Source organism: Blautia wexlerae DSM 19850 (assembly GCF_025148125.1).
GTDB classification, from domain to species: Bacteria; Bacillota; Clostridia; order Lachnospirales; family Lachnospiraceae; genus Blautia_A; species Blautia_A wexlerae.
The window spans coordinates 348,866-363,643 of sequence record NZ_CP102267.1 but is presented as its reverse complement, the minus strand read 5'-3'; the positions used below and the strand labels follow the sequence as shown (position 1 = coordinate 363,643).

The window sequence follows — 14,778 nt, the reverse complement described above, 5'->3', positions numbered from 1 at the left end:
TGTTGCATCACTACCAGAATAGCAAAAAGAAAGCCTGAAAACCAATTGGTTTCAGACTTCCTATGCGTAGTCGAAGCGACGGGATTCGAACCCACGACCTCTGCGTCCCGAACGCAGCGCTCTACCAAACTGAGCCACGCTTCGTCAATGCAAGTGCTATTATATTAATAAAATCGCAGTTTGTCAATAGATTTTTTCAAATTTTTTTAATTTTTTCGAATATTTTCTTCTGATGGTCATATACATTATTGAATCTGGTTTTACGGAGGAAGGATTTTGGCTGGATATCGGCGTTTTATCGCATATGTATATGACTATGAAAGCGGAAAGAAAGGCAGCAATTGCGGATTTATTAAAGTTGAAGTAAAAGATCAGCAATGTTCTGTTGAGATTCATCTGCATTGTCCGGGGCTGCCTGAAAATGTAAAATGCAATATTTATGGATTTACACGAAAGGATGGCCTGATCAACGGAATTCTTCTGGATACCTGCGAGACAGAAAAAGAAACTGTAGAATGCCTGATCATAACAGATGCAACAGATATGAATGACTCCGGCGTTGCAATGGGTAAGTTGGGCGGAATGATCATTACTTCAGATACCGGCGGATTCTTTGGTACTGAATGGGACGATCAGCCTATACGTCCGGAGAATTTCCATGAAATAAAAGCTATGCCTGACGCAGATATTCCTGAATCTGCGAAAATCACTTCACAGAAACCCGAAGTTCCGGCAGATATGGTATTACAGGAAATGCCCGAAGAACTTGAAGATATTTCAGAAAAACCCGAAGATACCTCGCTTACAAAAGTTCCTGACGATTCTTTATCAATTGAACCGTCTGCCAACATTCCGGCTCAGAGAACATCTGATAACAAGCCAGGAACAGAGTCATCCTATATCTCAGATAATACTGTTGAAGATTCCAATAGTTCTGAAAATGCCGGCAATCCTGTCCCGGAAAGAAATGCAGAAAACAGAAAAACCTCTGCCGAATTTTCCCCCTTCTCCGATGGCGAACTGATTTCTGCATGGAAGATACACCTTGATGACCTGAAGCATTTTCCGCGGCATTACTGTGCACTGCGCAATAACCGTTTTCTCCAGTATGGGCATTATAATTTCGGATATTTGCTTTTAGGACAAAGAAATAACGGACAGTATATCCTCGGCGTTCCCGGCGTTTATAATCAGCAGGAACGCTTTATGGCAAATATGTTTGGCTTTCCTTACTTCAAAGAAAGCAGCTATATAGAGATTCCAAAAATGCGCGGCGGTTACTGGTATCGTTTAATCGATGCCCCGGATTCCCACAGATAAAATCGTCTTTTGAAGAATCTTCTGAAAATTCTGAAGTTCTTCAAAAGTATAGCTTCCATATCCAGGCCTGAGGACTCCATCTGAGTCCTTATAAGCCTGCAGATAATATTCTTTCGCTCCTGCCAGCCACCCAGCGATTTCTTCAAAATCCTTCTGCGTATGCAGTTCCCGTACTACTGTTGTTCTGAATTCATAGTCCAGATTCCCATGCAGCAGAAAATCTGCTGTCTCAAAAATACTGTCCATATCAGGCTTTTCTATTCCGGTCAGATTTCCATAGTTATCCGGACAGGCTTTGATATCCATAGCTACTTTATCGATCAGTCCGGCTTCTGCCAGATGTTTTACAATCTTCGGACGTGAGCCATTGGTGTCCAGTTTAACAGCATAGCCCAGCTCTTTGATTTTTCCCAGAAATTCCTCCAGACCATCTGACAGTGTAGGTTCCCCTCCTGAAATGCAGACCCCGTCCAGAATCCCCTTTCTTTTTTTCAAAAAAGTCAAAAGTTCCTCCTGACTGTAATCCGGCTGTTCTCCGGGAGCCACAACCAATATACCATTCTGACAGAACGGACAGCGGAAATTGCATCCACCCAGAAATATAGTACTGGCTACCTTTCCCGGATAGTCCAGCAATGTCGTTTTATTAAAGCCACAGATTCTCATTGTTTATCTCCATTCCAATTATATTTTACCGTATATAAATCTGATATATCATTTTATCATCAGGCATCTGAATCCTCAAGTTAAACCACCTATGTTATAGCAATCCGGGCAAAAATCCGAAAAAAAGAACCCTGTTTTACCAGAGTTCTTAATCACATTATTGTTTTGTTATCAGTTCAACTGATAAACCTCAGCAGACTGAAGTCCGAAGCTTAATGCTTCTGAATGGCTGTCACAATAAATATCAACATGTCCATAAGGTGTTCCCAGATCCTCTACTGTGTATACATTTCCGTTGATCAGAAGCTGTGTTCCAAAGGGTACTCCCGCCATAGCTACAGTACGTCCTGCTGTCGGAACTGTTCCGCTGGCTGTCAGGTTACCTGCTGTACCGCAGCACTGTGCACAGTTGCAATATGCAGTCAGTGTAAAGTTGCCAAGGTATTTTCCCTGACCGGAAGAACTGTCTGAGGATGCCTGGCTGTCAGATGTATCTTCTGATTCATTGCTGTCAGAGTCTCCCTCATAGAAATCTGCATCGTTCTCTTCGTATGTATCTTCATCATCAGAATCCCCTGAATCTTCAGAAGTATCCTCAGATCCTTCAGTCTCCGAAGAATCCTGACTGTCCGAAGAGTCTTCCTCATAGGAATCTGTATCTTCTTCATAATCATCAGAACTCTCTTCTGCATCCTGTTCCTGTGCCGCTGCCGCCTCTGCTTCGGCCTGTGCCTGCGCTGCCTCTCTGGCTGCTTTTTCCTCTTCTGCCTGCTGCACAAGCTGAGCAATGCTGTTATCTGCATTGTTGATTTCTGCAGTCAGTGCTGCTGCTTCTTCCTGGCTTGCGCTGATCTGGCTTACATAGGAAGATATGTTATCACTTGTGCTTGCTGCAAGATTCTGAACCTCCTGCTGTTTGGCCGCTCTCTCTTCAAGAAGCTGATCAATAGCAGCCTTCTCTTCCTCAGCAGTTGTTTCCTGATCTTTGATAGTGTTCTGAAGGTTCTCGCATTTCTCCAGCATAGTCCTGTCATACTGGGAAATCTTCGCAACACTCTCTGCATTGTTGAGGAACTCAGAAAGATCCTTAGATGACAGCAAAGTCTCTAATGCAGATGTACCGCCATTCTCATACATATACTGGATGCGGAGCTTCATATCATCATATTGTTTATTTAATGCCTTCTTGGCTTTCTTTAATTCTGTGTGAAGCTGTTTCAGCTCATTCTCTTTCTCTCCGGCCTGTATGCTGAGTTCAGAAATTGCATTAGTCAGGTCTTCATACTGTGTATTCAAATCAGACAGATAGTTCTCCAGCTCCTGCTTCTTGCTCTGAAGGCTGTCAATATTCGCCTGTGTCTGGGCAAGTCCGGCTTCTGCCTGCTGTTTCTGAGCCTGCATATCAGCAATCGCATCTTCTGTTGCATATGCAGTTGTTCCCATGGAAAAAGTAAGCATTCCGGCCAGCAGTAATGAAAAAACTTTTTTCTTCATAAATTAATCACCTTTCTCGTTAATCTGAAACCCAGTATATCATATTTCGTAAAAAAATCAACACTTTTTATTAATTTATGTAATAATTATGTAACATTTTATCTTCACTAATGTTCAGCAAAAACAGGCACTGCCCCTTTTTCAGAGACAGTGCCTGTGCTTCTTATCTGTTTACAGTTCTTTATTCACCGGTTATTCCGCAGCTGCAGCTTCTTCCGGTTCCGCATCCATAACTTCCTGGAACTTGTCCAGAATGATCGTCTGGATCCTGTCACGTGTTGCAGAATTGATCGGATGTGCAATATCACGATATTCTCCGTCTGTTGCCTTACGGCTTGGCATAGCGATAAATAACCCTTTTTCTCCTTCAATCACCTTGATATCATGTACTACAAATTCATCATCGATCGTTATGGAAACAACCGCTTTCATCTTTCCTTCTTTTGCTACCTTCCTCACACGCACGTCAGTAATATTCATGATACAAATTTACTCCTTTCGATTTACCGAATCTATCCGGCTGTTTTATTTACAGTATATATCTGTCATTTTTCTCCACGACGATCTTCACTTCACCGTCGCCGCAGTAATACGAATTTGCACGAATAGTATCCCGGCTTTCAACAATGCAGTTCTCAATATGAGTATTATCTCCCAGATATACATTGTTTAAAATCACAGAGTTCTTGATCACGCAGTTATTTCCTACAAATACGTCTTTAAAAAGAACGGAATTCTCCACCGTACCATTGATAATACATCCGCTGGCAACCAGGCTGTTCTTCACCTGTGCTCCCGGATTGTATTTTGCAGGAGGCAGATCATCAATCTTTGTCTTAATTGTCGGTTCCTGTTTGAAGAAATAGTTTCTGATCTCCGGTTTCAGGAAATCCATATTTGTCTTATAATATGCTTCTGCTGTGGAGATATTGCTCCAGTATGTGTCAATCTTATATCCATAGATTCTCTTAAGATTCTTGTAGCGGATCAGAATATCCTTTACAAAATCATGTCTGCCTTCCAGCGCAGCTCTCTCGATCAGCTCGATCAGCTGTCTTCTTCGGATAACATAGATACCTGTTGAAATTGTATTATAAGAAGAAACCATTGGCTTCTCTTCAAATTCCTCAATCCTGCAGTCCTCATTCATACGGAGAACACCAAATCTCTCAATCTCACTGGGATTATCGCAGGTAGTGCATACTACCGTAACATCTGCACGTTTCGCAATATGATATTCAAGAACCTTGTTGTAATCCATCTTATAAACGCAGTCGCCGGATGCGATCACTACATATGGTTCATGACTGCTTTTAAGGAATTCCAGATTCTGATAAATAGCATCTGCTGTTCCCTGATACCACAGACTGTTCTCTTTTGTGATCGTAGGTGTAAATACAAAGAGACCACCCTGTTTTCTTCCGAAATCCCACCATTTGGAAGAGCTTAAATGTTCATTCAGAGAACGGGCATTGTACTGTGTCAGAACAGCAACTCTCTGAATATGAGAACTCGCCATGTTGCTCAGTGCGAAGTCGATACTTCTGTAGCTTCCGGCAATCGGCATTGCTGCGATTGCCCTCTTATTTGATAATTCTCTCATGCGGTTATTATTACCGCCAGCCAAAATAATACCTATCGCTCTCATTATTCGTCACCGTCCTTTGCTGTAATTACCTGTCCGCCGGCCAGCTCACCATCAGGATAATCCTCAGGAACAGTTATACCTGAGATTGCTGTATTCTTTCCGATCCTTACATTATCCGGGATCACGCTGCGTTCACCAACCGTAGCAATTCCAAATGCATAAACTGCAGGTTTCAGCACATTCGGTGCTTCCTCACCACATCCCAGTACAACATTGTTTCCAATAGTAACATCCTCGGCAATAATAGCCTTATCCATCTGTACGCCCTCACCAATGGTAGAATTGCGCATGATAATGGAATCACGGATCACGCTGCCTTTTCCGATCACAACATTTGGTCCGATCACAGAATTATGTATTTCCCCGTAAATTTCTGCACCCTCACCGATCAGACATCTGTCTGTAACCGCATCTGCCGAAATATACTGAGGCGGGATAATATCTCCCTTTGTGTAAATCTTCCAGAATTCTTCATAGAGATTAAATTCCGGAATAATATCGATCAGTTCCATATTGGCCTCCCAATAAGAACCCAGTGTTCCTACATCCTTCCAGTATCCATTGTATTCGTAGGCGAAAAGTCTTTCACCTTTCTCCTTGCAGTATGGAAGAACATGTTTGCCAAAATCACAGCTGTTCTGATCCTTCAGAGACATCAGTGCTTCCTTTAAAGCAGGCCAGCTGAAAATATAAATTCCCATGGACGCCAGATTGCTGCTTGGATGCTCCGGTTTCTCCTCAAACTCCGTAATGCGTCCTATGTCATCTGTTACCATGATACCAAAACGGCTTGCTTCCTCAATAGGTACCGGCATACAGGCAATCGTCACATCCGCTTTATTCGCTTTATGGAAATCAAGCATTACTTCATAATCCATCTTATAGATATGGTCACCGGATAAGATCAGGACATAATCCGGATTATACTGTTCCATGTAATCCATATTCTGGAAGATTGCATTGGCTGTTCCTGTGTACCACTCACTGCTGGTACTCTTCTCGTAAGGCGGCAGTACTGTTACACCACCTTCGTTTCTGTCAAGATCCCATGGAATACCAATTCCGATATGTGTATTAAGTCGCAATGGCTGATACTGTGTCAATACACCTACTGTATCAATGCCTGAATTAATACAGTTACTTAAAGGAAAATCTATGATACGATATTTCCCGCCAAAAGCAACTGCAGGTTTCGCTACTTTTTCTGTCAGTACACCCAGTCTGCTGCCCTGACCGCCGGCCAGAAGCATAGCTATCATTTCTTTCTTAATCATGCAATCACCTCTTGTTGTAGTTATGGTAACTATTCGTCAGTCTGCTGTTTCGCGAGGCACTGAACAGTTACAGGTTATGATTATTTAATTATAACACACTTTTATCTGTTAGTGAACATTATTTACAATTTTTGTTTCTCATTTTTTGTTTTTTTATGATTTTTGCACACGTTTTTTATTGAGTCTGTATTTCCACCGATATATTATTAGGCATTTTTCATATATCCAATGTCGTTTTTTGTAATTTTTTATCAACCAAAAGAAGTCCTTTTCATTTTAAGGCACAGGGAGTATAATAAACAGACAGATAAAACAGTTCCAGTAACTATGCGAATATGTTACAGTTACCGGATTTATAAAGATTTGTAAATAATTAATCAAGGAGAACATACTATGTATCAGATAGATTTTCACAAACCACTTCATATACATTTTATCGGTATCGGCGGCATCAGCATGAGCGGACTGGCCGAGATTCTTCTCGGCGAGGATTTTGTCATTTCCGGTTCCGATTCCAAATCCAGTCCTCTTACGCAGGCACTGGAGAAAAAGGGAGCCACCATCTATTACGGACAGCGTGCCACAAACATTACCGATGACGTAGATGTTGTGGTATATACCGCAGCTATCCATCCTGACAACCCGGAATTTGCCTGTGCAAAGGAAAAAGGACTTCCAATGCTCACACGTGCAGAGCTTCTCGGACAGATTATGAGGAATTATGACACTCCTGTTGCCATTTCCGGAACTCATGGAAAAACAACCACAACATCTATGGTATCTCACATTCTTCTTGCAGGAGACTGTGACCCGACCATCAGTGTGGGAGGTATTCTTCCTGCTATCGGCGGAAACATCCGCGTAGGCAATTCTGAGACTTTTGTCACAGAAGCCTGCGAATACACAAACAGCTTTCTGAGCTTTTTCCCGAAGATCAGTATTATCCTGAATATGGATGCAGACCATCTGGATTTCTTTAAGGATATTGACGATATCCGTCATTCCTTCCGCCGCTTTGCAGAGCTTCTTCCTGCTGACGGTACACTGATCATCAATGCAGATACTCCGAAATATGAAGATATCATCCGGGATCTTCCATGTAATGTGATCACTTATGGTCTGGAACATGATGCAGATTATCAGGCAGCAGATATCACTTATGACAAATATGGACATGCTTCCTTCTCTGTTCTGCGCAATGGCGTTAAGGTTGGCAGCTATTATCTGAAAGTGCCGGGCATCCACAATGTTTCCAATGCACTGGCAGCAATTGCCCTCGGTCATCTTCTTGGTCTTTCCGAAGAAGTGATCATCAAGGGACTTGGAAGCTTCACAGGTACAGACCGCCGTTTCCAGTATAAAGGAGAGGTTGCAGGGGTTACGATCGTAGACGATTATGCACATCATCCTACAGAGATTGAAGCAACTCTTCATGCCGCACACAATTATCCCCATAAGAAATTATGGTGTGTATTCCAGCCACATACATATACCCGTACCAAAGCTCTGCTTCCGGAGTTTGCCAAAGCACTCAGCCTGGCAGATCATGTGGTAGTTGCGGATATTTATGCAGCAAGAGAAACCGATACTCTGGGAATTTCTTCTGAAGATCTGCAGAAGCGTATTCAGGAACTGGGAACTCCCTGCGAGTATTTCCCTACCTTTGATGAGATTGAGAGTTATCTGCTCTCCAACTGCCAGGAGGGTGATCTGCTCATCACCATGGGAGCCGGAGATGTTGTAAATATCGGGGAGCATCTGCTGGGTAAATAATGTTTCTGCCTGACATAAATATCAGCAATTTACACAGGACAATTCGGAAAATAATTTTTCAGAATTGTCCTGTTTTTTACAACCGCCCAACTTATAGCACTTATAGCAATAGAAGATACTGAACACTTGTGTCTCTGTCGACAATTTCCATTAAAAAGTTATAAACATTTTATCCCCCTCAGTTCTTCCTTTATTTATAACAGTTCAGATCACTTATCCACATTTTCCACATCGTTATACACATTTTCATCTGCCTGCATATGTGGATGTATATGTGCATAAATCACTTAACATAATTCGACATTATTCGTCCCCGTAATACTCCGTTTTTCCCTGAAATTCAACATTTTTCAGGTTTCCAATAATATATACCATATTTCACCTTTCCACATTATCCACATTATCCACATTCAAATGTGGATGAAATCTTCGACAAAAATCCCCTATTCTCTTTTAAAAAATGTTGTGCTATAATTCATAGATATCAAGTCAGAGGAAAAATATCTTTTTTTACTCTGACATCTTATTATTATGAGAATTGTGGGAGCTGCTTTGCAGCGGAGCAATTCGTGGATATCAGGTTAGGGGCAAAATACCTTTTGACCCTAACATCTTATTATTATGAAAGAGAGTGGAAATTCATGGCTATGATCACTTTACAGAATTCCCGCAATGCGGAAGTAACTGTATTAACCAACAATTTCATAGACAACTATATGCCTGGGGCCAATGGAGAATTTGTGAAAGTATATATCTATCTTCTGAGGCTTCTTTCTGACACCTCTGTACCCTTCAGTCTGGAGCAGATGGCTGATCATTTCTTCTGTACAGAACGTGACATTATCCGCGCTCTGAAATACTGGGAGAAAGAAAAACTCCTTACTTTAACCTACAGAAATAACGAAGATATAGCAGATATCATATTGAATGTACCACCTGTAAAATCTGCTGCTTCCGACACAACTGTTTCGGCAGCCCCTGTTACAAAAACAGAACCCCAGACTTCTTCTGCGCCGGCACAGCCTGTGAAGCAGACCACCAGATCAGCCACTGCACTGTCTCCTGACCGTGTAAAAGAATTAAAGCAAAATGATGAGATCGTACAGCTCCTCTATATCGCAGAACAGTATCTCGGCAAAACGCTCACTCCTACCGAGATGAAAAAGATCCTGTTTTTCTATGATGAGCTGAAATTCTCGCCTGATCTGATCGAGTACCTGATCGAATACAGTGTCAGCCGCGGGCATAAGAGTATGCGTTACATAGAAACCGTTGCTCTTGCCTGGGCAGATGAGGGAATCACCACTGTCACCATGGCAAAAGAGGCAAATTCCCGTTATGCCAAAGAATACTTTACTATTTTTAAATCAATGGGAATCAGCGGACGAAATCCGGTAGATACAGAGATTTCTCTTATGAACACCTGGCTGAATGATTATGGTTTTACCATGGATATCATCCAGGAAGCCTGCAGCCGTACAGTTCTCTCTACCGGACAGCCAAGTTTCCAGTATGCAGATAAAATCCTTTCCGGATGGAAAGATAAAAATGTCCGTACACTTGCAGATGTCCGGCTCCTCGATGCTCAGCATCAGCGCCAGAAGCTGGAAAAGAATACCCAGCGAAAAGCAGCTTCCAAACCGGCTACATCAAACCGGTTTAACAATTTCCATCAGCGACAGTACGACTTTAACGAATATGAAAAGAAATTACTGAATCAGTAACGGCAGTGACATAATCGTCTGAAAGTCACTGAACAGCTACAAAAAAACAAACGAAAGGGTGTGAAGTCATGCCTTTACAGAATTATCAGTATGATACGATCATGCGGGAATACAGCAAGACCCAGTCTCAGAACAGACGTATTCTGGAGGAGCGTACTCAGGAGATTTATAAAAAAATCCCGCGCATCCACGAAATAGATGAAGAGGTTGCCACCTTAAGCGCCAAAAAAGCAAGAGCACTCTTAAGCGGAGAATCATCAGGTCTTGAGGACCTTAAAGCTGCAATCTCTCTTCTGTCCCAGGAGCGCAATGCCCTGCTGGTATGTAACTCATATCCGGAGAATTATCTGGAACTTCCATATAAGTGTCCGGTCTGTCAGGATACCGGTTACGTCGGAAGCCAAAAATGTACCTGTTTTAAGAAAGCAGAGATAGAACTGCTCTATACGCAGTCCAATTTAAAAGAAATTCTCAAAAAAGAAAACTTTGACCACTTTTCTTTTGATTATTATTCTGATACAATGAAGAACGAAGCTACCGGACTGACAGAAAGAGAGACGGCCCGGAGAGCTTATGATATTGCCAGAGGTTTTGTGAGAAATTTTGACAGTTCCTTTGAGAATCTGTTTCTTTACGGTGATACCGGTGTGGGTAAGACTTTTCTTTCTCACTGTATTGCTCATGATCTTCTGGAATCAGCACATTGCGTTATGTACTTTTCCGCATTTGATCTGTTTGAACTGCTGGCAGACTCCAAATTCTCCAGAGATAAAACAGAAGGACAGGAATTTGTATTTGACAGCGATCTGCTGATCATCGACGACCTGGGAACTGAACTTACAAACAGCTTTGTCTCTTCCCAGTTGTTTTTGTGCATAAATGAACGCATCATGCGCAGGAAGTCTACGATCATATCAACAAATCTGAAACTGGAAAATTTCTCGGATACTTATTCCGAACGAACCTTTTCGAGAATCGCCAGCAACTACCGTATGGTGAAGCTGGAAGGAAAGGATATCCGTATACAGAAAATTTTTTTAGGAGGAAAATAAAACATGGCACAGGCAACAACTAAAGATTTAACTACACTTCCGGTGGGCAGACTTGGTCTGATCCCTCTGATCAGCTGTAAGGATCTGGGTGAAAAAGTAAATGAATGGCTGATACAGTGGCGTAAAGAGCGCAGCCACGAAGAGCTTGATTCTTTTGCATTTGAGGGTTATCAGAGAGAGTCCTATCTGATACCGGTCCAGACAGCACGTTTCGGTTCCGGTGAGGCGAAATGTACGATCATGGAATCTGTACGTGGTGACGATATCTATCTGATGGTTGATGTATGTAACTACAGTCTTACCTACAGCATCGGACCATACGAGAATCTTATGTCTCCTGATGACCATTTTCAGGATCTGAAACGTGTGATCGGCGCAATCGGCGGCAAAGCCCGCAGAGTAAACGTGATCATGCCTTATCTGTACGAAAGCCGCCAGAATATCCGCAGCGGCAGAGAATCCCTGGACTGTGCAACAGCACTTCAGGAGCTTGTAAGTATGGGTGTGGAAAACATCATCACTTTTGACGCACATGACGCGCGCGTGCAGAATGCAACACCTCTGCATGGATTTGAGACTGTACAGCCATCCTATCAGTTTATCAAAGCTCTTCTCAACCATGAGAAAGGACTTCACATCGACAACGATCATTTCATGATCATCAGCCCTGATGAGGGAAGCATGAACCGCGCAATCTATCTTGCCAATATCCTTGGTGTTGATATGGGTATGTATTACAAACGTCTGGATTACTCCAAGAGAATCAACGGACGTCACCCGATCGCAGCTTACGAATTCCTCGGTCCAAACCTTAAGGGCAAAGATATGATCCTGATCGATGATATGATTTCTTCCGGTGATACAGTTCTTAAGATTTCTTCTCTCCTCAAGGAAAGAGGAGCAGGCAGAATTTATATCTGCTCTACTTTCGGACTGTTTACAAACGGACTCGAGAAATTTGATGAGGCTCATAAGGCAGGAGTGTTTGACAAACTGCTCACTACAAACCTGATCTATCAGTCTCCTGAGCTTCTTGCAAAAGATTACTACATCTCCTGTGATATGAGTAAATATATCGCCCTGATCATTGATACTCTTAATCATGATCAGTCCGTAAGCTATCTGCTCAACCCGGTTGACAGGATCAACCGCTGCGTAAGCAATTATATGGCTCAGTATGATGAGAAATAAATAACTTCTGTAAAATTTATAAAAAGAGATTTCATGTTCTGTTCCGGCTGTTTCATCCGAAATTCCTGCAGTACATGAAATCTCTCTTTTTGTTATATATAATGCAATCTACTCTTCTATACGGCCCTACACTGAATAACTGCTTCGCAGTCTGGTTAAAAATTCAGGAAATAATTTGCTTCCCATAAGGGATTCCCTCTCTGTCCAGAAGTTCCATCTCGCGTTTACTGCAGGTACTGATGATAACCTGCTTTTTCTCCTTATACATCCATCCAAGAACTGCCTCAAGATCTTCTTCCTCATACATCCCAAAGATATCATCCAGTATCACCGGCAGACTTTCTTCCTGACACAGAAGCTCTCCTGCAGCCATGCGCATGGCAAAATAAATCAGCTCCAGAGTGCCGCGGCTGAGACATTCCAGTGCTTCCACTCCGTTCCCGGTAGTTACTGTCATGTGGGATGCCGCATCCATCTGTACGTCCTGATATTCACCATCTGTAATCTCACTCAAAATCTGAGAAGTACGTATCTGCAGCTTTCGTCCCACCTGAAGATGAATATTTCCTGACATTCTCTCTATGGTTTCCATCGCCATATTCAGAGCCTGTACCTCCCGCTCTTCCGATGTAAGCAGAAAAGAATTTTCTTCGTATTCCCGGTATTCTTCCTTAAGGTTACAAAGTTCTGTTTCTTTCTCATCATAGTCCTGTCTGAGATTTTCTTTACTGCATCTGAGTTTCTCCTGCCTGGATACCCAGCGTTTCTTCATCCGTATTCTCTTCTGAAATTCCCTTGCATACTTCAGCTGCTGTTTTCCACAAAATCCCACCAACGCAGCTGCAATAACCGCTACGATCAGACTTACCGAAACACTGTCCGCTATAATCGCAGTCAGAATCAATCCAAAGATGCCGGCAGCGGCCGATATCAGCATTCCCATTGCAAAGCTGTTTCTTTTTGCCTTTGCCTGTGCCATTCTCTCATCCAGAATAACCGCACCATTTTCATCTCCGGGATGCATCCGTAACGACTCCTCTTTCTCATTAATCTGATCCAGCTTTCCATTCAGATTATTCAGATCACTTATGATATCATCCATCCTGGTCAGAAGTTTCTGCCTCTCCTGTTCTGTCTCTTTCTGTTTTCTGTCTGCCTGGACCAGATAACCCTTTCTGGACATCTTGAGCATCTGCATGGCCCGTCCCAGATCCATGGAGCTGTCTGCAGTTCCCTGATAGCCGGTCATAAATTTTTGCAGCTCCCGAGCCAGATCCTGTTCTGTCGGACTCTTTAACTTCGCAGCAAAAACTGCATTATCGTAGATTGCTTCACTGATATCTCCGAGAAACATATTTTTAATATACGTATGTACTATCGCTCTTTCGCTTTCATTCTCTCCATACAGAACGTTAATTCCCGGAGAAAACTCTAAAGTTTTATCATGGATTTCTCCAGAGTTTTTAATATTTAACTGTCTGATAATCATATTCTGTCTGTCACCTGCTTGTTTCCAGTAAAGCCTGAAGACCATAATATAATGCCTTCTCCTCCACTGCATTTCTGTCTTTTTCAAGAAAATAACTGATATAGTCACCGATCAGTGTTCCACTATATTTTTTTTGAAGTGCTTCCAGATCATAGGAAGGCTTTGATTCATCCAGAACCTCTGTTACGTAGCCAAAAGACTTCAGTCTCTCGGGAAGCAGCAGAAGCTCTGGTGCCCTGGTTCCTTGGATCACGATCCTGTAGATATTCATGCGTCCTTTATTCGCCAGATCCGCCTTCAGCATATCTTCCAGAGATGCCTGTGTAGAATCTTCACGCAGCATCAGAAGAATCTGCTCATAGGAACGGCAGGCAAAAGGAACAAAATTTGTCTTAAGCCTTCCGTTTTCCAGATGTCCTTCTATGTATCCATGATCACCCAGATCATTTCTGTCAACAGGCTCCAACGCACCTGCATAAGCTGCATTATCCCGGATCAGAATCTGGGGTTTATGAATATGTCCTAATGCAATATAATCAAATCCTGACGCAGCAATTGATTTGATATTCATGGGGATATGCTTCGCATCTCCACCATGAGCCAGTAAAATGTGAACCCCCTCTCCCTCTGCAGGATGTATAGAATCATACAGAGGATTCTCTATTTCCTGATGTTCATAGCTCAGTCCATATACATAAACATCCAGTTTCTCATCTTTCACACAGGTAAGCTGTTCATTCTTAAAAAATGTCACATTCTTTTCCCACTGAAAATCCCGGTAAAAAGAATCAGCCTTAATATAGTCATGATTTCCTGCCATCAGATAAACCCGGGTATCCGGGATGGTGGAAAACAGGTTATTTACTTCTTTCAGTTCCCGTAGAAGAGGCTGGCGGTGGAACAAATCTCCTGCTATAAATAACAAATCCACCGGATTCTCGCGGATACCCGCAATAACCCGGCGGAAAGTTTCCCAGATTTCTTCCTCCCGCCTGCTGCTCCATGGACAGCCCCTGTCAGGAACTGCACCAAGGTGTACATCTGCAAGATGAATAAATCTCATGCCAATCTCTCTTTCTATAACATTTTTGATATCTGCGGATTGCTCTGCAGCTTCAATGCTCCCACAATACTGATATCAGTCAAA

General features: G+C 42.5%; 12 protein-coding genes and 1 tRNA gene. 5 read left to right on the top strand and 8 right to left on the bottom strand.

The features are described from left to right. Positions 1–70: 70 nt before the first annotated feature. Positions 71–144: transfer RNA gene (locus NQ550_RS01615), tRNA-Pro, on the bottom strand. 132 nt (positions 145–276) lie between these two features. On the opposite strand from NQ550_RS01615, the gene NQ550_RS01610 reads away from it, so the two are divergent. Next, positions 277–1,320, top strand: coding sequence for a DUF6128 domain-containing protein (locus NQ550_RS01610; protein WP_025578590.1), 1,044 nt, complete (start codon positions 277–279; stop codon positions 1,318–1,320). Here NQ550_RS01610 and NQ550_RS01605 read toward each other — a convergent pair. From NQ550_RS01605 to NQ550_RS01585, 5 genes are all read right to left on the bottom strand, one after another. Then, on the bottom strand, positions 1,291–1,986 hold the full coding sequence (locus NQ550_RS01605; RefSeq protein ID WP_008706935.1) for an anaerobic ribonucleoside-triphosphate reductase activating protein: 696 nt from the start codon (positions 1,984–1,986) through the stop codon (positions 1,291–1,293). The two genes, NQ550_RS01610 and NQ550_RS01605, sit on opposite strands and share 30 nt — an antisense overlap. Positions 1,987–2,157: 171 nt before the next feature. After that, the gene (locus NQ550_RS01600; RefSeq protein ID WP_008706937.1) at positions 2,158–3,480 is read right to left on the bottom strand and encodes a PcsB-like coiled-coil domain-containing protein; all 1,323 of its coding nucleotides are present in this window, start codon (positions 3,478–3,480) and stop codon (positions 2,158–2,160) included. 192 nt (positions 3,481–3,672) lie between these two features. Then, positions 3,673–3,960, bottom strand: a complete 288-nt coding sequence (spoVG, locus tag NQ550_RS01595; RefSeq protein WP_008706939.1) for a septation regulator SpoVG — start codon at positions 3,958–3,960, stop codon at positions 3,673–3,675. A gap of 49 nt (positions 3,961–4,009) precedes the next feature. Further along, on the bottom strand, positions 4,010–5,128 hold the full coding sequence (gene glgD / locus NQ550_RS01590) for a glucose-1-phosphate adenylyltransferase subunit GlgD (RefSeq protein WP_008706942.1): 1,119 nt from the start codon (positions 5,126–5,128) through the stop codon (positions 4,010–4,012). After that, a complete protein-coding gene (locus NQ550_RS01585) occupies positions 5,128–6,402 on the bottom strand; it encodes a glucose-1-phosphate adenylyltransferase (protein WP_008706943.1) in 1,275 nt (424 codons plus the stop codon). Before NQ550_RS01585 ends, glgD begins: the two co-directional genes overlap by 1 nt. A gap of 393 nt (positions 6,403–6,795) precedes the next feature. On the opposite strand from NQ550_RS01585, the gene murC reads away from it, so the two are divergent. The 4 genes from murC (at position 6,796) to NQ550_RS01565 (ending at position 12,142) form a co-directional block, all read left to right on the top strand. Next, positions 6,796–8,175 (top strand): UDP-N-acetylmuramate--L-alanine ligase, encoded by a 1,380-nt coding sequence (gene murC, locus NQ550_RS01580; protein ID WP_025578588.1) that lies wholly within the window; start codon positions 6,796–6,798, stop codon positions 8,173–8,175. 641 nt (positions 8,176–8,816) lie between these two features. Further along, complete coding sequence (locus NQ550_RS01575) at positions 8,817–9,899, top strand: DnaD domain protein (protein ID WP_025578587.1); 1,083 nt, start codon at positions 8,817–8,819, stop codon at positions 9,897–9,899. A gap of 68 nt (positions 9,900–9,967) precedes the next feature. Next, positions 9,968–10,951: an ATP-binding protein gene (locus tag NQ550_RS01570; RefSeq protein WP_025578586.1), complete on the top strand. Its 984-nt coding sequence runs from the start codon at positions 9,968–9,970 to the stop codon at positions 10,949–10,951. 3 nt (positions 10,952–10,954) lie between these two features. Next, entirely contained in the window at positions 10,955–12,142 is a 1,188-nt protein-coding gene (locus NQ550_RS01565) for a ribose-phosphate pyrophosphokinase (RefSeq protein ID WP_025578585.1), read from the top strand. A 163-nt stretch (positions 12,143–12,305) separates the two neighbouring features. On the opposite strand, the gene NQ550_RS01560 is transcribed toward NQ550_RS01565, so the two are convergent. Together NQ550_RS01560 and NQ550_RS01555 are read right to left on the bottom strand one after the other, a co-directional pair. Then, positions 12,306–13,676, bottom strand: a complete 1,371-nt coding sequence (locus NQ550_RS01560; protein ID WP_025578582.1) for an AAA family ATPase — start codon at positions 13,674–13,676, stop codon at positions 12,306–12,308. Next, positions 13,642–14,694, bottom strand: coding sequence for a metallophosphoesterase family protein (locus NQ550_RS01555; RefSeq protein WP_022380048.1), 1,053 nt, complete (start codon positions 14,692–14,694; stop codon positions 13,642–13,644). Before NQ550_RS01555 ends, NQ550_RS01560 begins: the two co-directional genes overlap by 35 nt. Between the last annotated feature and the right edge of the window lie 84 nt (positions 14,695–14,778).

Coding starts and splice junctions, on each gene's coding strand:
- NQ550_RS01555 (WP_022380048.1), bottom strand. CDS start 14,694: ATGAGATTTATTCATCTTGCAGATGTACACCTTGGTGCAGTTCCTGAC.
- NQ550_RS01600 (WP_008706937.1), bottom strand. CDS start 3,480: ATGAAGAAAAAAGTTTTTTCATTACTGCTGGCCGGAATGCTTACTTTT.
- NQ550_RS01570 (WP_025578586.1), top strand. CDS start 9,968: ATGCCTTTACAGAATTATCAGTATGATACGATCATGCGGGAATACAGC.
- murC (WP_025578588.1), top strand. CDS start 6,796: ATGTATCAGATAGATTTTCACAAACCACTTCATATACATTTTATCGGT.
- NQ550_RS01575 (WP_025578587.1), top strand. CDS start 8,817: ATGGCTATGATCACTTTACAGAATTCCCGCAATGCGGAAGTAACTGTA.
- NQ550_RS01560 (WP_025578582.1), bottom strand. CDS start 13,676: ATGGTCTTCAGGCTTTACTGGAAACAAGCAGGTGACAGACAGAATATG.
- NQ550_RS01585 (WP_008706943.1), bottom strand. CDS start 6,402: ATGATTAAGAAAGAAATGATAGCTATGCTTCTGGCCGGCGGTCAGGGC.
- spoVG (WP_008706939.1), bottom strand. CDS start 3,960: ATGAATATTACTGACGTGCGTGTGAGGAAGGTAGCAAAAGAAGGAAAG.
- glgD (WP_008706942.1), bottom strand. CDS start 5,128: ATGAGAGCGATAGGTATTATTTTGGCTGGCGGTAATAATAACCGCATG.
- NQ550_RS01565 (WP_025578585.1), top strand. CDS start 10,955: ATGGCACAGGCAACAACTAAAGATTTAACTACACTTCCGGTGGGCAGA.
- NQ550_RS01605 (WP_008706935.1), bottom strand. CDS start 1,986: ATGAGAATCTGTGGCTTTAATAAAACGACATTGCTGGACTATCCGGGA.